The following is a 21,468-nucleotide window of genomic DNA, read 5'->3' as shown; positions in this document are numbered from 1 at the left end:
TGGGGCGTCGCCCCACACCCCAGAAGGGGGCTGTCCGCCCCCTTCACCCCGGACCAGGCACGGCCTGGACCGAAGGCGGAGAAACCGCGCGATGCGCGGTTTCTCCGGGGCCGAGAATCATTACGGACGTTTGTACAGAGGTGCTAGCGGCGCCTTCGCATCGCGAGGAACCCAAGCGCGAGCGCCGCAAAGAGCCCGGCCGAACCCGGCCCCTTCGAGCCCACGCCGCCGACATTGCACCCGTCGCCGCCGCCCGAGCCGCCACCGCCAGCTCCAGCGCCATTCGACGAGCCACCCTGGCCACCCGAGCCGCCCGCGCCGCCGGCGCCACCCGCGCCGCCATGACCGCCCGCGCCGCCTTCGCCGCCGGCGCCACCTTCACCGCCTTCACCGCCGGCGCCACCTTCACCGCCGGTGCCACCTTCACCGCCGGCGCCACCTTCACCGCCGGCGCCACCTTCACCGCCAGCGCCGCCTTCACCGCCCGCGCCACCCGAGCCGCTCCCCGGCTCTACGCATTGTCCGCTCTCGCAAACCCCGCTCGTGCATTCGTCGCCGATCACGCAAGCAGTCCCCGTCGCGGCATTCCCCAGCGGATAGAGCTCCACGCTGCTCAGGCTGCCATTGCCCGGCGTGCCGCCCGCGATGACCACGCCGTGCCCGGGCACGTACGTCGCCGTATGGCCCGACCGCGGCGACGCCATGTCCGGCAGCGAGATCCACGTATCCAGGTCCGGATCGTAGACCTCCACGCTCGCCGTCTCGCCGCCGGAGATCCTCCCGCCCGACACCATCACGCGTCCGCTCGGCAGCGTCGTCATCTCGTGGTGCCATCGCGGCACGCTCATCGAGGCGACCGTGGTCCACGTATCCATCAGCGGATCGTAGAGCTCCGCCGAGGTGAGATACCCCGTATTTTCCTCCACGCCGCCCGCGACCAGCACCTTGCCCGAGGGCAACGGCGCCGCCGCGTGCCCCTTTCGGCTCGTCGCCATCGGCGCGACGAGCGTCCACGTGTTCGTCGCCGGATCGAACGTCTCCGCGACCGTGAGCGTCACGTGGATCTCGCCCCCATCGTCATTCGAGCCCCACGTCCAGCCGCCCGTCACGAGGAACCGGCCGTCCGGCAGCATCGTCCCCGTGTGCGAAGATCGAAATTGCTTCAGCTTCGGGCTGCTCACCACGGTCTGCGTGACGGGGTCGTAACGGAGCGACTTGTTCGTGACGTCCTCGCCGTCCTGGGAGCCCGCGACGATGACGTTTCCGTCCGGGAGCACGCCGAGTACGCCGTTGTATTCGTAGTTCTCCACGAGCGCGGGCTCGTCCGTCCAGGTGTCCGTCGTCGGATCGTAGGTGAGGCCGCCGAACGCGTTGAGGATGAAGATGCGGCCATCGGGCAGCGCGCCGCTGGCCGCGCCGTCGAACCCGATCGGCGGCGCGCTCAGGGCCGACCACGTGCCGGTCGCGAGATCGAGGCGCTCGGCGGTCTGGTAAGCCGTGTCCTCGATGCCGACCTGCGCGTACCCCCCGGCGATGACGAGCCCCACGCCGGGGACGAAGTGCGCCTCGTGCCCGCGTCGCGGCGTGGACATGGGCGAAATGGGCTGCCACATGGCCGACGACACCGCCGGCCCCTTGGGCGCGGCGTCGCCCTCGGGCAAGAACGCGAAGAAGGGCAGGGAAGCGAGTACGACAACGGTCCACGCGCGAGTTCGGTGCATGAGCAGTCTCCTTCAAGAGAAGCAGGCCGAATGGTTGAGGTATAGGTGTACGAAATTCGAGGCGCCGGCACAACGGACGTGCAGGATCCGCGCGGCCGGACGCTCGGCGGGCGCGTCAGGGCAAGGCCTGCACGAGATCCACGGCCGGCGGAGAGACAGGCGACTTCGCGACGAAATACGCCTGGAGCGCGTCGAGGTCGATCGCCCCGCCGATACGATCGGTGCCCATCGCCAGCACGGAAAAGCCGTCTCCGCCGGCCGCGTTGTAGCTGTTCACCGCGACCCGATACGTCGTGCCCAGATCGAGCGGCGCGCCGTCGATCTTGATGGACGCGACGTCGACCTTCGCCCCGACCGCCGCGCTCGCGCTGTACGAATAACGGAAATTGCTCGACGGCTGCAGGAGGTAGATGAACGGGGTGCCATTTCGATCGGTCCCGAATTGTTGCTCCAGCAGGGCCTTGATCTGCGCGCCCGTCAAGCTCATGACCACGATCGAATTGCTGAACGGGAGGACCGAGAAGAGCTCCTTGTACGTGACGATCCCGTTCATCGCCTCGCCCGCGGCCGCCATGAACGACAGGTTCGCCCGCACGCCGCCCGCGTTCATGAGGGCGATCTGGGCTCCGCCCTGCGCCGGATCCTTCGTCGCGGCGAGCATCGAATCGGCCACCACCACGCCGAGCGTGAACACGCTCGCGCCGAGCGGCGGCTGCCCCCGATTGAGCGTCGCCGTGATGGTGCCGACCTGCTTGTCCGCGAGCGGCGCCACCTGCGCGGCATAACCATTCACGTAGGCCTCGACCTGCGTGTCCGCCGCGTCGCGCGTGACGACCACGTTTTTCGCCTTTTTGCTGATCACGTCCCCGGTGAGGCGGCTGATCTCGAGATCGATGTCCGTGAGCAGGCGACCATTGGAAGCCGCGCTCGTGACGAGCTTGCTCCCGATCATGCAGTTGTACGCCTCGTGCGTGTGTCCGCTGAGGATGACGTCGACGGCGTCGGACATGTTCGTCGCGATCTGCACGATCGGCCCCGAGATGCCGGGGCATTCGTCGAAATGGCCCGTGGGATAACCGCCTTCGTGGAGGAGCACCACGATCGACTCGATCCCTTGCGCCTGCAGTTCGGGCACGAGGGCATTGATGGTCTCGACCTCGTCGAGGAAGGAGAGATCCTGGATGCCGCTGGGATCGACGATCGTCGGCGTCGCTTTCAACGTCATCCCGACGAACGCCACCTTGGCGTCCTCGAACGTGCGAATGCTGTACGGCGGGAACAGGGTCTTTCCGGTCGTCTCGTCGACGATGTTCGCCGCGAGGAACGCGAAGCTCGCGCCGGGGAAATCCGGGCTGCCCTGGCAGCCGTCCTTCGGGTGGCAGCCGCCGTTTTGCATGCGCAAAAGCTCGTTTTTGCCCTCGTCGAGCTCGTGGTTGCCGACGGCATTCAGGTCGAGCCCGAGCAGGTTCATCGCGCCAATGGTCGGCTCGTCGTGGAAGAGGGCGGAGAGGAGCGGGGTGCCGCCGATGAGGTCGCCGGCCGAGGCCACGACGGTATTCGGGGTTTCGGCGCGCAGAGAGGCGACGTGCTTCGCGAAATAGGCGGCGCCGCCGGCCTCGACGGTGGTGTCGTCGGGGAGGGTGATCTGGCCCGCGCTGCCCGGCGGGGGTTCGAGCGCGCCGTGGAAATCGTTGAAGCCGAGGATCTGCACCTGGACCGGAGGCTCGACGGCGCCGCCGGAGCCGCCCATGCCGCCCGAGCCGCCCATGCCGCCGGAACCGCCCATGCCGCCGGAGCCGCCCATGCCCCCCGCGCCGGCCATGCCGCCGGCGCCGCCCATGCCGCCCGCGCCGGCCATGCCGCCGGAGCTGGACGAGGTGGTGTCAGAAGGCCGCGTCTCCGTGCCGCCACAGCCGGCGACGACGATCAGGCCCAAAAGTCCCGAAGAAACCCATCCGCGAACGGAACGTATGCGATGCATCGCATGGAAACGAGCAACGGGGAGGGGGGTCTTGTCAATGGCGAAGCAAGGGAGCGGCCGCGCGGCGTGATCCACGAAAGCCGAAGTGGACGATGTAGAGGTAGCAGAGCGCGGGCAGCAGGAAGGCGTGGTGGACGCCGATGCGGTCGGCGAGCCAGCCGAAGATCACGGGGATGAGCGCGCCGCCGACGATCGACATCACGAGGATGCTCGACCCCTGGCTCGTGAGCTTGCCGAGGCCCTCGATGCCCAGCGCGAAGATGGTCGGGAACATGATCGAATTGAAGAGGCCGACCGCGAGGATGGTCCCCATCGCCACGGGCCCGTTCAGCAAGAGGGTCGCCGTCACGAGCAGCGCCGCGACGATCGCGCTCGCCCCGAGCACCCGCCCTGGATCGTACTTGCGCAAGACCGCCGAGCCGATGAAGCGGCCCACCATCGCGCCGCCCCAATACAGGGATACGTATTTCGCGGCCTGCACCTCGGTGAGGGCCGCGATCGACGGCTGCGCGAAGAAATTGACGAGGAAGCTGCCAATCGAGACCTCGGCGCCGACGTACACGAAGATGCCGACGGCGGCGCGTCGCAATTGCGGATACGCGAGCGCGTCGAGGAAGGAGCCTCGTTTGGCTTCTTCGCCTTCGACGGACGTGATCGTCGGGAGCTTGAGGATCGCGAGCGTGCCGGCGAGCACGAAGAGCATGGCGGCGAGGCCGAGGTAGGGCAGGCGGACGGCGTGCGCCTCGGCGAGGGGATCTTCGGCGTGCTTCACGGCGCCGAGAATGAAATGACCGCCGAAATAGGGCGCCACGGTGGTGCCGAGCGAGTTGAAGGCCTGCGTCAGGTTGAGGCGGCTCGACGCGGTGGCCGGCGGGCCGAGCACGGTGACGTACGGATTCGCGGTGACCTGGAGGATCGTGATTCCGGTGGCGAGGACGAAGAGCGCGGCGAGGAAAAAGGGATACGAGGGCAGGCTCGCGGCCGGATAAAAGAGGAGCGCGCCGGCGCCGGCGGTCGCGAGGCCAAGCGGGAGGCCTCGTTTGTAGCCGATCCGCGCGACGAGCTTGCCGGCGGGCAGCGACATCAGGAAATACGCCGAGAAAAATGAAAATTGCACGAGGGCGCCCTCGGCATAACCGAGGCGGAACACGTTCTTCAGGTGCGGGATGAGGATGTCGTTCATGCAGGTCATGAAGCCCCACATGAAGAAGATCGTGGTCACGACGCCGAGCGCGCCGACGTACGTCTTGGAAGGGGCGTCCGCGACCGCCGCCGCCCGAGGGGTCGATGCCTCCATGCCCCTTGTCTTCTCACGACCGGCGTAGGCGCGCCATGAGCCTTGCAGCCGCGGAGAGGCGCGGAGGAGCTCAGCCGCCGAGGTTTTCCGCCCGCGACGATGTCCGGAAGGGGTGGATATGCGTCAGGGGCGCCGAACAAGTTGGACAGCGGGTGTTGACGCTCGTCAGGGGGCGCTGATCACGATGCGCAGAGGGGGTTGATGGACGTCGAATGGGTCTGATCAGGTTGGTCAGCGGGTGTTGACGCTCGTCAGGGGGCGCTGATCACGATGGGGAGCGGGGGTTGACGCTCGTCAGGGGGTGCTGATCACGATGGGGAGCGGGGGTTGACGCTCGTCAGGGGGCGCTCGCCACAATGGGCAGCGGGTATTGACGCGCGTCAGGGGGCGCTCGCCACGATAGGCAGGAGGGGTTGACGCTCGGCGCCCCCGCGAGCGTCGTGTCCCGCGCGCGTGCTGCCGCTTTCGCCCCCGGGCGTGTCGAAGCAAACGTAGGAGCGGGAGCTTTCCAGGGGAGGACGCAGGCCCTAGAGGGGAATGACCGGCTTGTGCGATAGTTGGTCCCGCAACGAGTTCGCCGTGCCGGTCATGAGCTACGAAAGGGCTGTGTGAGAGGATGCTTTCAGGGATCCAGGATCCGGAGACGTGGGTCGCGCTGATCTCGCTTTGCGCGATGGAGATCGTGCTCGGCATCGACAACGTGGTGTTCATCTCGATCCTCACGGCGCGCCTGCCGGCGGACAAGAGAGACCGCGTGGGGCGGATGGGGCTCCTGCTCGCGCTCGTGATGCGGATCGGCCTGCTCTTCACGATCAGCTTCCTGATGGGCCTCACGAAGCCGCTCTTCACGTTGCCCCTCGTGGGCGCCGCGATCTCGGGCAAGAGCCTGATCCTGCTCGTCGGAGGCCTGTTCCTGATGGGCAAGTCGACGAACGAGATCTACGCGAAGGTCGAGAAGGACGAGGAAGAGGAGCACGGGGGCGGGTCCAAGGCGACGAGCGTGGGGCTCGTGATCGCGCAGATCCTGGCGCTCGACGTGGTGTTCTCGCTCGACTCGGTGATCACGGCCGTAGGCATGATCCCGCCCGAGCAGATGTGGGTGATGGTGACCGCGGTGATGGTCTCCGTGGGCGTGATGCTGCTGTTCGCGAAGGGGATCTCGGGATTCGTCCTCGCGCATCCGTCGGTGAAGCTGCTCGCGCTCGCGTTCCTGCTGCTCATCGGCGTGATGCTCGTGGCCGAGGGGATGGGGCAGAAGATCCCGAAGGGGTACATCTACTTCGCCATGGCCTTCGCCCTCGGGGTGGAGCTGCTCAACATGCGGTTCCGCAAGAAGCGGCGAAAGAACACGCCGGAGGCGACGCGGACGGCGGGGCCCGACGTGGCCTGATCGCCCGGCTCAGCCCGCGTCTTCGATTTCCTCGACCTCTCGAATCACTTCGGCAGGGCTGTTCGCCGCGGCCAATCGATCGGCCAATCCATCACTCGAAAGCCGCGCCACGTGCGCGAGCATCGAAAGCGCCGCGCGGCCCGGCTCTCCGAGCTGCAAGATCAAGAGCAGCCGAATCGGCAAGCCATCCGGCGCCTCGGGCAAGACGAACGGCCGCGCCAGCGTCACGAGCGCCGCCGACGAACCCGCCGAGGGAAACACGCCATGCGGGAGCATCACCCCGCCCCCGAGCGCCGTCGACGCCGTCTGCTCCCGCGCCAAGATCTCCGTCACCATCCGCCGCACGGTCGGCCCCCCGCGGAGGCGCGGAAATCGGCTCGCCGCGATTTCGATCGCGTCCTCCAGTCCGGGGCACGTGAGCTTCAGAATCACGCGCTCCGGCGCGAGCAGGCGCGCGAGCGACGGGCGCTCCTCGCGACGCTCGGGCGCCGGAAACTCGCGGTCCACGAAAGCGCGGATCCGCGCGATCTCCGCAGGCCCGAGCCTTCGGCGCGCGATGTCGAGGAAGAGCATGCCCGCGCTCGGGACCTCCTCGATGTATCCCTCGATGGCACAACCCACCTTGTGCGCGGCGCCCACGAGGAGCCGTGGAGGTACGCCGATTTCCCGCGCAATGGCCTCCAGCCGATCCGGCGTCGGGACGGCGTCGTGGCCATGCTCGACGCGGCTCAAGTAGGCGCTGGAGACGCCAATGCGTTGCGCGAGGTCCCGCAGGGAAAGCCCCGCGTCGAGGCGCAAGAGGCGGATCGTCGCGCCGAGGTGCATGGCGTACTTCAGGAGGAGGCCTGTTCCCCCGCGGCCGGGACGATCGCGGCGAGCGAGGCGCGCGTGGCCGCGACGCGAGCCTCGCCGTGCTGGCGGACCACGAGCAGCGAGATGGGACAGGCGTGGATCATGCGCTCGGCTTGCAGGCCGAACAGGCGCTCCGAGAGGCCCCATTCGGCCCCCGCGCCCACGATGACGAGGTCATAACCACGCGCCGCCTCGGCGAGCGCCGCCTCGGAGGGGACGTCGTGCTCGACGACCTCGAACGTGACCTGGCCCGAGGCCCCGGGCTCGCGGAAGACCTCTTCCATGCGCGCCTTCGCGCCGAGCGGTTTGCCGCCGTCGCGTCCCTTGGCGACCACGTGCAGGACCGTCACGTCGGCCCCGGCGATGTGCGTGACCCGCTGGGCGAGGCGCAACGCCGCGCGATCGTGCGCGCTGCCGAGGAAGGGCACGAGGACGCGGCGGATCCGCGTCAGGCCTCGATCGACGAGCACGGCGACGTCGGCCGGCGCGCGTTTCATGACCTCGTAGACCGTGCCCGAGAGCGCGGCCTTGCCGATGAGCGGCTTGCGCCAGCCGAGCAGGAGGAGATCGGCGTGTTTGGCCTCGGCGACGCGGCAGATGTCGACCGCGGGCTCGCCGGAGACGAAGCTCAGGGGTTTTACGGGGACCGAGAGGGACGCGGCGCGCGCGAGCAGCGGCGCGAGCGGCTCGCCGTCGCCCGTGGTGTCACCGCGCTCCTGGCGCAGGACGAACGAGGCGCGATCGTCGGGATTGATGAGGTGCAGCGCGTAAAGCCGCTCGGCCGCCTCGGGGCCGCCGAGCGCGTGGCCGAGCGTGACCATGCCGGGGCCCGTGCGATCGTCGGCGACGCACATGACGACGGTGAAGGGCGGCGTCTGGGTCGCGGGCACGGGCGTCGCCTCGGGCGTGTCGGCGACCTCCTTGGCGAAGAGCTCGAACGGGTAGATGTGCTGGAGGAGGGGCGTCGTGATGAAGGTGGTGAAGAGCGCCATCAGCACCATCATCGTGAAGAGCGTCGGCGAGATGACGCCGAGATCGAGGCCCAGGTTGAGGACCACAAGCTCCATGAGCCCGCGGGTGTTCATGAGGATCCCGATCGCGCTCGACTCGCGCCAGCCGAGGCCGGTGAACCGCGCGGCGATGGCGCTGCCGCCGAACTTGCCGAGGCAGGCGAGCAGGATGAGCAGGGCGCAGATGCCCCAGTGCTGCGGGCTCGACAGGAGGCCGACCTGCGTGCGGAGGCCGCTGTACGCGAAGAACAGGGGCAGGAGCAGCACGACGACGACGTCTTCGAGCTTGTGCGCGAGCGCCTCGGCGAGGCCGCCGTCCTTGGGGATCGCGGCGCCGAGGACGAAGGCGCCGAAGAGCGCATGGATCCCGATGGCCTCGGTGACCATGCTGGAGACGAGCAAGAGCAGGAGCGAGATCGCGACGACGTTCTGGTTGACGGGCTGCCGCGATCCGACACGCGCCCCGAGCCGCGCGAGGAAGGGCCGCACGACGAGGAGCATCACGGCGATGTAGCCGAGGGCGAGCACGGTCGTGCGCACGGCGCCGTCGAGGCCCGTGGCGCGGACCGTGGAGACGACGAAGGCGAGCAGGCACCAGGCCGTGACGTCGTCGACGGCGGCGCAGGTGATGGCGAGGGCGCCGACCTTGCTGCGGAGCAGGCGGCGCTCGGCGAGGATACGCGCGAGGACCGGGAAGGCCGTGATGCTCATGGCGACGCCCATGAAGAGGGCGAAGGAGCTGAACGGCACGTCGGGCTCGGAGAGGCGGCTCCGGAGCCACGAGGAGGCGAGGGCGCCGAGCGCGAAGGGGACGACGATGCTCGTGTGGCTGATGACGACCGAGGCGTGGCCGCGGTTCTTGAGGAGCTTCGGGTCGAGCTCGAGCCCGATGAGGAACATGAAGAGCACGAGCCCGACCTGCGCCACCATGCCGAGAACGGGCATCGAGGTCTTCGGGAAGACCGCATCCATGACGCCCGGCGAGAGCCACCCGAGGAGGGAGGGGCCGAGGAGGATGCCCGCGGTGATCTCGGCGATGACCATGGGCTGGCCGATCCGCCGGAGCAGCGCGCCGAGCAGCCGTGACAGGGCCACGACGACCGTCATCTGCAAGATGAGCAGGGTCAGCGGGTTGTGCGTGATCGCATGCATGGCTCGGCCTCCTGAGTGATAAGTTATCACTTAGCGCAGGCGGGCGGGAAGAGCCGTGACCACCTCCGCTCGGCCGCTTTCGTGCTCAACCGCCGATGCGGGAGCAGCCGGAAATGTCGACGGTCCGTACGAGGAAGCTCGCGCTCTCGACCATGTGAATGACCTTGGTCCAGACGCGCACGCGCGCCTCGTCCTCGGCGCGGTCCAGGATCTCGAGGGTGGTGTTTTTCCCGATCGAACCGACCGTCCTCCGCTCGCCTTCAAGCTCCGCGACGAGCGGCACGTCGTGCTCGCAGCGCAATCGTTCCTTCACGACGAACGGAGGATGCCGCATGCCGCCGCCGCCGCCGCCGGAGCCGTATCCGGTGAGGGATCGGCTCGGCTTCAGGTCCGACGTTTTCACCCAGCCAAACACGTAGAGTGTGTCCACCGGGAGCGAGATGCGCGACATGTCGCCGCGGGATTCGAATACGCTCACGTGGGTCGCCGTCGAGAGCGCGAGGCGGGCGACGGGTTTGCCCTTGGGTTCGAGCGAAATGGGCACGCGGCTACCGGGCAAGATGATTTTGACGTCCTTCCGTTTTGCTTCCCCCCCGCCGGGGACGGCCTCCTCCGCCGCGAAGGATCCGATTTCGAGCCCGACGTCGCCGCACGGCCGCGTGGCGCGCAGGGGCGGGTCGAGGACTTCGAGCTCCTCGGAATCGGGGTGCGTGACGGTGATGGATGCGTCCTCGGCCTTCGACCAGCCGAGGTGGGCGAAGATCGTCGGAATGGCAAACCCATTCATGACGATGGGTACGTTCGCGCGGAGGACCGAGGCCGAGGCGGGGGTGTGGCCCTCCACGGTAAAACCTTCGTCGCGGATACGGAGGAGGGTATCGCCCACGGGACCAACGGGAATCGAGAGCCGAGCCGCGCCGCCCCGGATGCGGACGAAGGGGGCGGCGTCGGGGAGCAAGGCGAGGTCCGTGACGTTCGCAGCGCCGCTCCAGCGCGCCGCCTCGAAGGTGCACGCGACCGCGGCATCGAGCGCGACGGGCGGAGGCAGGGGTTTTTCGGGGGGTGGCGCCGGGGGCGCGGGGTCGGGAGGCGGGGCGGCGGCGACGGGCGGTAGGGCGACGACCGGCGGCAGGGGCGCCGCGGGCGGGGGCGGGGAGGCGCAAGCCGCGAGGAGGACGAGGAGCGGGAAGCCCGGGGCGCGAGGCATGGCGAGCGGCACGGTAACATGTGCTCGCGCACGCTGGATTGTCCTGCATCCTCGGATGCGCTTACGCTCGTTCCATGGGCCAGCGAGGTTCCTTCTATTCGTGCCTGGTGCCTGGGCTTGCCGTGGGAGTCTTCTTCGCCGCGGCGTGCACATCGACGCCCCCCGAGGTGCCCGACCAGGCGCCCGCCGTCGCGCCGGCGCCGTCCGAGGCTCCGGGCGCAGCCGCGACGGTCGAGGCCACGCCCAAGCGCGCCGTGGCGAGCGGGATGGTCCGACCCACGAAAGGCGGCTACATGGTGGGGAACGTCGTCGTCGACGGCGATCTCCTGCAAAAGGCGCTCGCCGACGCGCCCGGGAAGGATCCGAACACCGCGGATTGGTTCCTCGGCGCCGTGGTGCGGATCGAGGGCGAGCTCCACGAGCACGGGGCGTCACCCGCGAAAAGCCCGGATGGGCTCGTGCTGCAGATGCGCTCCGGGCCATACACCGAGGCCACGCGCATCGACGCCGCCGCGATCGAGAAGCCCGCGGTGAAGATCGAAGGCACGCTGGCCCGCTCGAAGGGCCTTTTTTCACTCGCCGGGCACCTGATCACGAAGGAGGATCTCGACTGGTCGCTCGCCCCGAACGGCGGACGCGCGGGGGATCGGGTGCGGCTTTACGGGCAGCCGAGGACCGTCGTCTGCGAGCCGAACACACAATGCCTGATCGAGGGTTCCCTCCCGCTCTTCGACGTGGCCCGCGCCGAGCGGCTGCCGTAGAGCCGCTTCCCTGTTGACACCCATGGCTCGCATGGCTTGCCATGTCGGCCATGTGGAGCCCTGAAGGCCGCAAGGAGAACGCTCGCGAGCTGCGCCGGATCGCCGACAAAGTCCTGCGTTATCGGCAACTCTGCGACCGCTTCGCGAGTTACTTCCAGCCCGAGAGCGACAACGCCCGGCAGCTCCGTCAGATCCGCAGCAAGCTCGAAGACCTGCGCGGACGCGCGCTCGATCGGGAGAAGCGGCTCGCCAAGGGCGTCGTGAAGATCGGCGTCGTCGGCCTGGAGAAGCAGGGCAAGAGCGCGTTCCTCTCGGCGTGGCTCAAGAGCGAAAAACTCCTGCCGAGCGAGGCCGAGCGCTGCACCTGGAGCACCACGGTCATCGAGCCGGGCGAGGCCGGGCAGTTCGCCGCGACCGTCACGTACTACAACGAGGCCGACTTCAAGGCGCGCATCCAGAGCTACTTCGACGCGCTCGAACCCGGCAGCGTCGAGCGCTGGCAGGGCCTGAACCAGGCCGAGATCCTGCGCCTCAAGGCGAGCTTCAAGACACGTGAAGGCTACGACGTCGACGATCCGGATCGCGCCGGGCGGCGCGAGCAGACGGCGCTCGCCGAGCTCGTGGAGATCAGCGCGGGTCTGTCGGAGATCAAGGCGCGGCTCGGTCGGCCGCCCGAGAAGATCACGGCGTCGACCCTCGACGCGCTCGCCGAGCAGATCCGGCCGTACATCGCGCTGAAGGACACGAAAAACGGCAACAGGCCCTACCCGGGCGTGCGGGCCGTGAAGCTCGTCACGGTCACGATCCCCGTCGAGGGCGCGATGCCCGGCGTCGAGCTGATGGATCTGCCCGGCATCGACGCGCCCTCGGACAAGGCGCGGCGCGACACCGAGGAGGCGCTCGCGAACGACGTCGACGTCACGATCTTCGTCAAGGACATCACGCGGCCTTCACTCGTGCGGAACGAGGTCGAGCTGCTCCGCATGGCGCAGACGGCCGATCGCAGCATCTCGCTGAAGGACCGGATCTTCGTGGTGCTGACGAAGGTGGACCTCTTCGATCACGCCGACGAGAACGGCAACTGGCACTGGTCGCTCGCCGCGCGCAACTTCCGCGAGCAGGGCGTCGACCGGATCTTCCCGTACTCGAAGGTGTGGGTGCATCAGGGCGTCGACACGCAGCACCCGGTGGCGCGGCAGCTCATGGACTTCTTCGGCACGACGACGCCCGTGAACGGGCTCGACAAGCTGAAGGACGCGGTCGAGCGTTACCTCTCGACCGACGTCGAGGCGCTCGATCGCAAGGTGACGCAGGCGATCAACTCCGAGTTCGGCGAGGTCGAGGCGCTGCTGCGCGGCGTGCTCGTGACCGTGAAGGACGGGCTCAGCGATCGCGAGTTCGATCGGCGCGCCGAGCAGGTCTTCGATCTGCACTACGAGCACATCCAGTCGGGCGAGGATCCGACGGGGCTCTTGCCCGAGATCCGCAAGCGCATGTCGGCCTTCATGGACTTCGAGATGAGCGACACGCAGCGCTCGGCGCGGGCCGCACGCGCGGACGTGCGGATCGATCAGATCCGCAGCGATCTCCTGGCGCGGCTCACGCCCGAGGAGGCGGAGGCGAAGCGGCGGCAGATGCCGAGCCCGGGCCTCATGAACGAGACGGCCGTCGAGATCGAGATGCGCAAGCAGATGCGCGAGCGCGTGGCGTCGCGGATCGCGGGGCTCGGCGAGGATTTCCGCAACACGGCCCGCGAGAGCGTGGAGCGGATGCTGCACGAGATGTTCATCGAGGCGACCTACGAGGGCGGGCGGCTCGAGGTGCTCCTCGCGCCGGGCAAGACGCTCATCGAGCGGATCGACGCGCTGGGGAGGTCGGGGCACGTCTCGGAGAGCGTGGTCCGCTACCAGAACCAGGAGATGGCCAAGGCCGACGTCGCGTTCGAGGTGCTGTCGCGGTACTTCGCGCGGCAGATCGTGGACATCCTCGACGCGACGGATCCGTACGATCGCGAGATCCGCGAGCGCGAGATGCGCGGGCTCGAGCAGTTCTTCGGGATGGGGATCGCCGACAAGGCGCAGGCGACGGCGACGGGCGCGGCCACGACCGCGAGCGGCGTGATCGGGTCGGTGAAGGCGAAGCTCGGGTTTGGTGAACCCGACGGAAACGCGGCAGGGGCCGCGGCGCCCGCGCCCGCGCAGGCGCCGGCGATCGGCGGTTTTCCCACGGTGGGCGCTGCGATGCCCGTGCAGCGGCAGCCGGCCCCGCAAGCCGGCGCGGCACCGGCCGGGAGCACGAAGCCCCCGCAGACGAACCCCGGCGCGGCGCAGGCGCAGGCCCAGGCGCAGGCGGGCAGCACGCGCGACTGGTCGAAGATGCTCGCGCGTGTGCGCGTGGACGTGGAGCGGATCTGCGACTTCCTCGAAGCGCTGGCGAAGCACCCGCGTGGCCTGCAGAAGTACCACGAGGAGGCGGTGCGCACGGTGCACGACTCGTGGCTCGATCGGGAAGGGGAGCAGTCGCTAAGGCGCTGGGTGCGCAGCGAGTGCGCGCGGATCTGGCCGCACAAGTTCGCCGCGATCGAGGCGGAGAAGGAGCGGGCGCGCGCCGACATCGAGGCGCTCGAAGAGCTCTTCGGCGGGAGCCCGCCCGTCGCGAAGTCCGAACCGCAGAAGCCCGCCGCGGCGCGCGCCGCGACGGCAGGAGCGTGATCCGTGGCCTACGATCTCGCGCGTTTGTCGAGTTACGTGCGCTTCTACCAGACGGTCGTGAACCAGCTCGTGGCCGCCTGGCAAAACCTCACGCGCCTGCACTTCGTGGCGAAGGACGCGCTCACGCCGCTCGCCGAGCCGCTCGTGCCCGTCGCCTACGCGCCGCTCCTCGCCGCGCTGGAAGAGCCCGAGCCGTCAGAGCAAGCGCTTGCCGCGTTGTGGCGGCCGGTCGACGAGAAAGATCTTTCGGATCTGAACGATATCTACGAGGTCGCCGGGAGGTTCGGCTTCCAGGGCGAGGACAACCTGAACCTCGCGCGCGTGCAGCGGCTCGTCGCGTCCGCGCGAAACGAGATCCTCGGGCATCGGCGCAGGCTGTCCGATCTGCGGGAGCTTCCGAACGCGGCGCGCACCGCGGCCGCGCGTCTGCGCGCTGAAGAGGAGGCGCGCGCCGCCGCCGAGCGGGCCGAGAAGATGGCCGCGTTCGGTCCGCTCGCCGAGACCGTGGTGACGCGCGCGAAGCAGACGATCGACGCCGTGCGCGCGGTGCCGTTCCCGGATCTCTCGAACGCCGAGACCGCGGCCGAGGAGTACCGCAAGTACGCGGCGAAGCTCGATCACGTCTACCAGACGTGCCTGCCCTTCCTGCGCAAGGCGATCCAGAACCTCTACGCGTTCGTGAACGCCGAGCCCACGGCGTCGTGGCCCGATACGCTGCCGATCACGAAGGAGCTGCCGCCGGAGCTCGTCACGGTGCCGCCGGCCGGATCGGTGGAGCTCACGCAGGCGCGCGCGAGCGTCGCGTCCCTCGCCGAGGAAGAGATCCAGCTCGGCCGCGCGCGCGACGCCGTGTCCACGGCCGCGGCGCGGCTCGAAGGAGAGATGGCCGCGGCGCAGATGAAGGACGCCGAGATCGCGCAGGAGATCACGACGGCGCACGCGATCCTGGATCTCGCCGTGGCTGCGGAGCAGGCGGAGGCGACGCGGCTCGAGCTCGAAGGGCTCGCGGCGCAGCGGGCGTCGCGGGTCGAGAGCGCGGGCGCGGTGCTGTCGAGGCAGCGGCAGATCGAGGCGGCGATCAAGCTGCTCGAAGACGAGCTCCGGCGAAGGCACGCCGAGCTCGGGGCGCTCGAAGCCGAGCTCGTGGAGACACGCAAGGACGAGCCCGTCCTCTTCGGCAAGGACGAGTGGCGCGCGAAGGTCGCCGCGCTGGAGGAGCAGAAGGCCCAGCAGCAGGCGGTCTATGGGCAGCGGCTCGCGACGCTGCAGCAGTTCCAGATCGATCACTCGAGCGTGTCGGTCGAGGTGCAGACGGAGCAGCAGAAGCAAGCGCTGCTCGAACGGCAGATCGTGGAGGCGCAGAGCAAGGCCGCGACGCTGGAGCTCACGATCCGGGAGATCGGGACGAAGCTCGGGGCGGCGAGGCCGTCGCGGGCGGTGTCGGCCGACGACGCGCGCAAGGCGCTCGGATCGCTGCAGCAGGCGAAGCTCGGCGTGGCCGAGCGGATGGAGGCGCTCAAGGCCGAGATGCGGCGGCAGAAGGACGAGGCCGTGCGCGTGCTCAATCGCATGAAGCAGATCGGCGTGGAGCGTCAGCACGTGGCCACGATGGTGCAGAGCGCGGAGACGGCCGCGACGCAAGGCCGCGAGGAGGCGCTCCGGCAGCTCGCGCGCGAGCGGCGGGCCGGCGTGGAGCGGCACGTGGGCGAGGTGCTCTCGACGCTGGAGAAGTCGATCGCGCACGTGGGGCCGGTGTTCGTGGACCCGGCGCGGGATCTGCTCGTCGCCGCGACGGAGCCGAAGGCCGAGGTGACGACGCGTGTGCTCGAAGCGGCGGACGCGGCGGCGCCCGTGGTGGACAAGCTCTACAAGGAGCTCGATCCGGAGCTGCTCGCGCAGGACGCGACGCTCGGGCAGATCCAGCGCGAGTTCTGCGACGTGGCCGAGGCCGCGTGCGTCACGGCGTGGGGCGGATGATCAGGCGATGGCCCGGGCCGGTGCCCGGATCGTCGCCCCCGAGCCACTCCTCGCAGAGCCCGAGCAAGCGGGCATTCGCGGCGCGTCGTTCGAGGAACGACTTGCGTAGCTCGTCGTCGAGGATGGTCGCCGCGCGCTTGTAGATGTCGGCCCGGGCCGCGGCGAGCGCGGCGCGGGCTTCCTGGTGCGCGCCGAGCTGGAGGAGCGCTTCGACGCGGAGGAGCGTGAGCTCGGGCGGCGCCGGGGCCGGATGCGCGCCGCGGGTCGGGCGCAGGGCGAGCGCGCGATCGAGGAGGGTGAGCGTCTTGTCGGGCTCCTTCGAGGCGAGGAAGTACGCCGCGCGCACGCCGTAGAGCGCGCCCGGAGGCGCGGAGGCGAGGCGGAGCGCGCCGAGCGTCCGATCGGCCTTGTCGAACTCGCCGAGCGCGATGCTCGCGCGCGCCGCGAGCAGGCGCGCGCGCCGCGCCGCGAGCCGTTCGCCTCGTGACTCGGCGAGGGCGACCACGTCCTCGGCCATCTGGCGCGCCGGGATGAAGGCGCCGCGCTCCAGGTTGCCGAGCGCTTCGAACGTGCTGCCCACGATGGAGGTCAGGCTGCCCTCGGGCTCCTGATCGAGGCCTTCCCGGAGCGCTTTGTCCGCGGACTCGTGCGCGCCGAGGAGCAGGAGATCGAGGCCGACGTGGACGCGCGCATGAGGCAGGTAGCGACGATCGCCGATCGTCTTGAAGCGCAGGACGCTCTCGCGATCGAGGCCGAGCGCGGCCCAAGGGTCCTGCTCGACCGCGCGCGCCCAGTGGGCGTGCGTGTGAAGCATCCATGCGGCGACGACGGGCTCGCGCTCGGCGGCGGCGGCCGTGACCTGCCGCATGCGCTCGAGGTAGGGCAGGGCTGCAGCCGGCTCGTGATCGAGCAGCGAGTCGATCGTGGCGCTGAAGGCCCACGAGAGCGCGAGGACCGCGTCGGGTGAAGGGCGCTCGTGGAGGAGTTTTTGGAAGAGCTCGGCCGCTCCCCGCGCGTCGCCCTGGGCGAGCGCGGAGCGGATGGCGCCGCCGAGGGCGCGAGCGTGGTGACGGCTGCCCGGCGTCGCGAAGAGGAAGGCGCATCGCGCGGCCTCGTACGCGCGGGCGTGGCTCGATCGCCAGGTCTGCGCGTCCGTGGCGATGGCCCAGAGCTCGGCCGCGGCCTCGCCGTCGGCGCCGAGGTCGAGGCCCCGCTTCGTGAGCTCGATGGCCGCTTCGAGGGCGCCGCCGGAGAGCGCCTGCTCGGCCCCGCGTACGTAAAACTCGACCGCGCGGGGACGATCACCGGCGCGTTCGAAGTGGAGCGCGAGCACGCTCGGATCGTTCTCGCCGGCCGAGAGCAACCACTCGGCGGCGCGGCGGTGGCCGAGCTGGCGATCGTCGTCCGTGAGCCGCCCGTAGGCCGCCTCCCGCAGGAGCGGGTGGCGGAAGGCGTACTCGGTCTCGCCCGCGAAGCGGCTCTGCTTCTTTCGCCGCGTGAGGAGCTCGCAGTCGCAGAGCCGGTCGAGCGTCTTGCCGAGCGAATCCGTGGGCTCGCCGTGACCGTAGACGATCGGGCGCAGGGCCCCCTCCCACGCCGCCTCGCCGAAGATGCTCGCGGCGCGCAGCACCCGCCGCGCCTCGTCGTCGAGCGACTTCGAATCGATGCGCGCGTCCACCATCCCGCGCACCGTCTCGGGCAGGTCGCCGCCGCGGCCCTCGTTCACCGCGCGGATGAGCTCTTCCAGGTAAAACGCGTTGCCCGCTCCGAGCTCGACGATGCGATGGACCACGGCGCGTGGCGTCTGCGGCCCGAGCGCGCTCCGGACGATCCGCTCGGCGTCGTCCTTGTCGAGCGGGTGGAGCCGCACGTCCTGCACCTCGCGGCCCTCCCACAAGCCCGGCAGCCGCTCGCGCACGTCGGGCCGCGCCAGCGCGAGCACGGCGAACCGTCGATCCCGGAGCGCGTCGAGCGCGCCGTCCACGAGCTTCAGCGACGCGGCGTCGCTCCACTCGAGCTCTTCGAGCACGAGCAGGAACGGGGTTTTTTCCGTGAGCGCGCGGATGAAATCGAAAAACGCTTCCTTGATGTGATCGGCCATCAGGGCCGCGTCGCTGCGCGCGGCGCGGAGCTCGGTGCGTCCCTCGTCGGGGAAATGCAAGCCGATCACCTCACCCAAAAACTCCGCCACGCGCCGTTTGTCCGAGCCGGCGAGGAAGGTCCCGACGAGCGAGCGGAGTTTTTCCTCGCTCACGTCGCCGGGCTCACCCGCGGAGATCCCGGCGGCGCTGCGCAGCGCGGAGCCGACGACGGCGAAGGAAGAGCCTGCGCGCAGCGGATCGCCGCGGCCGAGGACGACGCTGAGGTTCGGCTTCTCGACGGCGAGGCGCTCGACGAGCTCGAAGCGCAGGCGCGACTTGCCGGCGCCCGGCTCGCCGAGCACGAGCACGGCCTTCGGCTTTTTGCCCTGGAGCGCCTGCTCGACGTACTTGCGGACGGTGCCGAGCTCCTCGTCGCGCCCGATGTAGGGGCTCGGCTTGCCGATGATCGTGTGCACGGCGCGCGTGGCTTCGCGCTCGCCGCGCAGCCAGAACTCGCCGAGGTAACTCGCCACCTCGAAGCGCGGGTTGAGGAAGGCGCACGCGACGTCGTTGATGCGAACGGGCCTCGGCCCTTGGCCACCGTCGAGCGTCGGCATGTCGAGCAGGTGGAAGACGCCGTCGAGCATCTTGCCGACGGGCGCCTTGTCGTTCGCTTCGGCGTACGCCGCGAAGATCGCCACGCGCGAGCCCTTCGCGAGCCCCGTGATCTGGAGCGCGAGCTGGGCCGCTCGCCCCGCGATCTCGGTGGGGTTGCCCCGGCCCTGGATCTTGATGAGCAGCGCCACGCCCGGCAGCTCGTGGAACTGCTCGTTTTTCTTCGGATCGACCTCGGCGCGGATCGCCGCGACGACCTCGGGCGGGATGCCGCGCGGGGGTTTGTCGGAGAGCAGATCGTCGACGTCGGGGACGGGCTTCGCCGCGACCACGAAGAGGAGCTGCTTTTCCTGCGGGCTCATCCGCTCGCTCCCGGGGACGGCCGGCGGCGGCGGGATCGGCGTGAGCTTGCGCGCCCAGGGGTCGTTCGGCGAGGCGGGCGGGTAGGTCGTGATGACCGGGTTCGAGCGCCTGTCCGGCAGCGGCGGCCGCGTCGAGGCTTTTTTGGCCAAGCCCTCCAGCATGTTCGCGACGGCGAACCCGTTCTGCGGCCGCTGCGAAGGATCCTTCGAGAGCATGCGGGCCACGAGCTCCGAGAGCGCGTAGGGCACCTCGGGGCGGATCTCGGCGACGCGCGGCACCTCGGCCATCAAGATCTTCGCGAGCACGACGTGTTGCGGGCCGCCCTCGAAGGCCCTGCGGCCCGTGAGGCATTCGAAGAGCACGGCGCCGAGGCAAAACATGTCCGCGGCCGCGCTCACGTTGCCGCCGTAGTCGATCTGCTCGGGCGCCATGTACCCGACCGTCCCGAGGACCACGCCCGTCGACGTCATGTGGCCGCCCGCGAGCAGGGCGATGCCGAAATCCAGCACCTTCACCCGCTCGACGTCGGAGCCCACGAGGTGGAGGTTCGAGGGCTTGATGTCGCGGTGCACGACGTCCGCCGCGTGCGCCGCGCCGAGGGCCTGGGCCACGCGCAGGCCGAGCTTGATCGTGTCGTCGATGCGCAGCGGGCCGTTTTTCAGCACGTCGTCGAGGCCGCGGCCGTCGAGCCACTCCGTGGCGAGCCAGGGCTCGTTGTCGAGCATCCCGTGGTCGACGTAGCGGACGATGTGCGGATGGTTGCGCAGGTGCCGGGCGAGGATCTCGATCTCGCGGCGAAACCTGCGGATCATGCTCTCTTTCGGCGTGGATCCGTCCCGCGGCTCCGCGACGAACTTGATGGCGACGCGCGCGCGCGTGTCCTTGTCGTAGGAGGGCCAGACGACGCCCATCCCTCCGATGATGGGCCGCCCATCCAGCACGAAACGACCGCCGATGACGTCACCTGATTTGCGCACTGCTCACGAGGATGCACCAGCGGTGGGGGAGGAACGCAAGAGGGACGCGGGCTGGTTCACCGAGAAGAAGGATTTTCCGGAGGCGTGGTCCCGGCCTTCTCGCAAGCCTTGGCGTACCCTTGCTGGCAGGCACGCTCGCGCAGCCTGCGCTCCTCGTCCGGGTTCGGTGGGAGGCGGCCGAGGCCCTCGTGGTGCATCCGGGCGAGGGCCGCGCAGGACTCGCCATGGGCTCTCTCGCAGGCGATCCGGTGGTAGTTCGCGGCGAGGTCGAGGTTCCGCGGGAGGAGCTCGCCGTCATGGTGGATGCGGGCGAGGTTGTGGCAGGCGAGAGGCTGCTTCTTGTTGCAGGCGAAGTGGTAGAGCTCGAGCGCCCGGTCGAAGTCGCGCGGGACCTCCACGCCACGCTCCAGGAAGTAGGCGAGGTTGTTGCAGCCGAGGGGCTCTTTTTGATCGCAGGCGCGGGTGTGCAGGGCGAGGCCGCGGCGCGCGTCCTTGGGCAAGCAGGCGCCTTCCTCGTAGGCGTTGCCGAGGTTCGTGCACCCGAGCGGCTCGCCGCCCGCGCAGGCGCGTTTGTACTCGGCGACGGCCTTGCACATGTCCGCCTCGACCCCGAGCCCCTTGTCGTAGAGGAATCCGAGGTTGTTGCAGCCGAGCAGATCGCCGTCACGGCAGGCCTGCGTGAAGAGCTCGCGCGCGCGGGCGAAGTCGACGGGGCCGCCGCGCCCCTCGCGGACGAGGTTGCCGAGGTTCAGGCACGCGCCGGCGTCGCCGAGGCCGCAGCCGCGCTCGTAGGCCACGCGCGCGCCCCCGAGATCCTCGGGGTTCTGGCCCCCGTGGCCGTTTTCGAGGAGCAGGCCCTCGTTGCGGCAGCCGACGCCGAAGCCGAGCTTGCACGCGCGGGTGTAGAGCGCGCGCGCCTCGAAGACGTCCTTGGGCACGCCGAGCCCGTCCTCGTAGAGGTTGCCGAGGTTCGTGCAGGCCCGGGCGCTGCCGAGCTGGCATCCGCGGGCATAGAGGTGCCCGGCGCGCCGCAGGTCGACGGGCACGCCTTTGCCATTGTGGAGCAGCCAGCCGAGGTCGTTGCAGCCGTCCGCGTCGCCGTAGTCGCAGCCTTTTTCGTAGAACGAGGCGGCCGTCTCGCGGCCGCTCCGCATTCCTCGCTCGATGCGGATGCCGAGCTCGGTGCAGCTCGGCCCGTGGCCCTCGATGCAACGCGCGCGGAGCGTCTGGGGCGTCGCGGCGGCGAGGGCGGCCGGATCGCTCGGATTCGGGGCGGGTTGCGTCGCGCAGCCGAGGAGCGCCGCGGCGGAGAGGGCGAGGAGGACAGAGCGCATGGCGGCGTCGGGGCTAGTCGAGAGGCGCCCGGGATCCAA

Annotated in this window: 12 protein-coding genes; 4 read left to right on the top strand and 8 right to left on the bottom strand. The window is 69.8% G+C overall.

Annotated features, from left to right (window positions below; genetic code table 11):
* Positions 1-143: 143 nt before the first annotated feature.
* The 3 genes from QHF84_RS48255 to QHF84_RS48245 all read right to left on the bottom strand — a co-directional run bounded on the left by QHF84_RS48255 (position 144) and on the right by QHF84_RS48245 (position 4,999).
* Positions 144-1,721 (bottom strand): kelch repeat-containing protein, encoded by a 1,578-nt coding sequence (locus tag QHF84_RS48255; protein ID WP_281320428.1) that lies wholly within the window; start codon positions 1,719-1,721, stop codon positions 144-146.
* Between the two features lie 115 nt (positions 1,722-1,836).
* The gene (locus tag QHF84_RS48250; RefSeq protein WP_281320427.1) at positions 1,837-3,657 is read right to left on the bottom strand and encodes a bifunctional metallophosphatase/5'-nucleotidase; all 1,821 of its coding nucleotides are present in this window, start codon (positions 3,655-3,657) and stop codon (positions 1,837-1,839) included.
* 79 nt (positions 3,658-3,736) lie between these two features.
* The gene (locus tag QHF84_RS48245) at positions 3,737-4,999 is read right to left on the bottom strand and encodes a sugar MFS transporter (protein ID WP_281320426.1); all 1,263 of its coding nucleotides are present in this window, start codon (positions 4,997-4,999) and stop codon (positions 3,737-3,739) included.
* 616 nt (positions 5,000-5,615) lie between these two features.
* Here QHF84_RS48245 and QHF84_RS48240 point away from each other — a divergent pair.
* The gene (locus QHF84_RS48240; protein ID WP_281320425.1) at positions 5,616-6,389 is read left to right on the top strand and encodes a TerC family protein; all 774 of its coding nucleotides are present in this window, start codon (positions 5,616-5,618) and stop codon (positions 6,387-6,389) included.
* A gap of 9 nt (positions 6,390-6,398) precedes the next feature.
* Here QHF84_RS48240 and QHF84_RS48235 read toward each other — a convergent pair whose 3' ends face one another.
* From QHF84_RS48235 to QHF84_RS48225, 3 genes are all read right to left on the bottom strand, one after another.
* Positions 6,399-7,214, bottom strand: a complete 816-nt coding sequence (locus tag QHF84_RS48235) for a PTS sugar transporter subunit IIA (protein WP_281320424.1) — start codon at positions 7,212-7,214, stop codon at positions 6,399-6,401.
* A gap of 8 nt (positions 7,215-7,222) precedes the next feature.
* Positions 7,223-9,403, bottom strand: coding sequence for a cation:proton antiporter (locus QHF84_RS48230; protein WP_281320423.1), 2,181 nt, complete (start codon positions 9,401-9,403; stop codon positions 7,223-7,225).
* An 85-nt stretch (positions 9,404-9,488) separates the two neighbouring features.
* Positions 9,489-10,610 carry a hypothetical protein gene (locus QHF84_RS48225; RefSeq protein WP_281320422.1) on the bottom strand — a complete coding sequence of 374 codons (1,122 nt, stop codon included), beginning with the start codon at positions 10,608-10,610 and terminating at the stop codon, positions 9,489-9,491.
* Positions 10,611-10,717: 107 nt separating this feature from the next.
* Between QHF84_RS48225 and QHF84_RS48220 the strand changes: the two genes are divergently transcribed.
* The 3 genes from QHF84_RS48220 to QHF84_RS48210 are packed head-to-tail and all read left to right on the top strand — an operon-like array spanning position 10,718 to position 16,059.
* Positions 10,718-11,371: a hypothetical protein gene (locus QHF84_RS48220; RefSeq protein ID WP_281320421.1), complete on the top strand. Its 654-nt coding sequence runs from the start codon at positions 10,718-10,720 to the stop codon at positions 11,369-11,371.
* Positions 11,372-11,412: 41 nt separating this feature from the next.
* Complete coding sequence (locus tag QHF84_RS48215; RefSeq protein ID WP_281320420.1) at positions 11,413-14,082, top strand: dynamin family protein; 2,670 nt, start codon at positions 11,413-11,415, stop codon at positions 14,080-14,082.
* A gap of 3 nt (positions 14,083-14,085) precedes the next feature.
* On the top strand, positions 14,086-16,059 hold the full coding sequence (locus tag QHF84_RS48210) for a hypothetical protein (RefSeq protein ID WP_281320419.1): 1,974 nt from the start codon (positions 14,086-14,088) through the stop codon (positions 16,057-16,059).
* Here the strand turns inward: QHF84_RS48210 and QHF84_RS48205 are convergent.
* The gene (locus tag QHF84_RS48205; protein ID WP_281320418.1) at positions 16,040-20,095 is read right to left on the bottom strand and encodes a serine/threonine-protein kinase; all 4,056 of its coding nucleotides are present in this window, start codon (positions 20,093-20,095) and stop codon (positions 16,040-16,042) included. The genes QHF84_RS48210 and QHF84_RS48205 overlap by 20 nt on opposite strands.
* Positions 20,096-20,151: 56 nt before the next feature.
* Entirely contained in the window at positions 20,152-21,429 is a 1,278-nt protein-coding gene (locus QHF84_RS48200; protein ID WP_281320417.1) for a tetratricopeptide repeat protein, read from the bottom strand.
* Positions 21,430-21,468: the final 39 nt, after the last annotated feature.

Origin of the sequence: Polyangium sp. y55x31, from assembly GCF_029946505.1 — a bacterium.
In the GTDB taxonomy this organism is placed as follows: Bacteria; Myxococcota_A; Polyangia; order Polyangiales; family Polyangiaceae; genus Polyangium.
The sequence above is the reverse complement of the archived record's forward strand: the minus strand, read 5'-3'. Positions and strand labels throughout refer to the sequence as shown.

Bases quoted from the DNA above. Each gene is read 5' to 3' on its own strand.
- QHF84_RS48255 (WP_281320428.1), bottom strand. From the start codon at position 1,721: ATGCACCGAACTCGCGCGTGGACCGTTGTCGTACTCGCTTCCCTGCCC.
- QHF84_RS48245 (WP_281320426.1), bottom strand. From the start codon at position 4,999: ATGGAGGCATCGACCCCTCGGGCGGCGGCGGTCGCGGACGCCCCTTCC.
- QHF84_RS48240 (WP_281320425.1), top strand. From the start codon at position 5,616: ATGCTTTCAGGGATCCAGGATCCGGAGACGTGGGTCGCGCTGATCTCG.
- QHF84_RS48235 (WP_281320424.1), bottom strand. From the start codon at position 7,214: ATGCACCTCGGCGCGACGATCCGCCTCTTGCGCCTCGACGCGGGGCTT.
- QHF84_RS48230 (WP_281320423.1), bottom strand. From the start codon at position 9,403: ATGCATGCGATCACGCACAACCCGCTGACCCTGCTCATCTTGCAGATG.
- QHF84_RS48225 (WP_281320422.1), bottom strand. From the start codon at position 10,610: ATGCCTCGCGCCCCGGGCTTCCCGCTCCTCGTCCTCCTCGCGGCTTGC.
- QHF84_RS48215 (WP_281320420.1), top strand. From the start codon at position 11,413: ATGTCGGCCATGTGGAGCCCTGAAGGCCGCAAGGAGAACGCTCGCGAG.
- QHF84_RS48200 (WP_281320417.1), bottom strand. From the start codon at position 21,429: ATGCGCTCTGTCCTCCTCGCCCTCTCCGCCGCGGCGCTCCTCGGCTGC.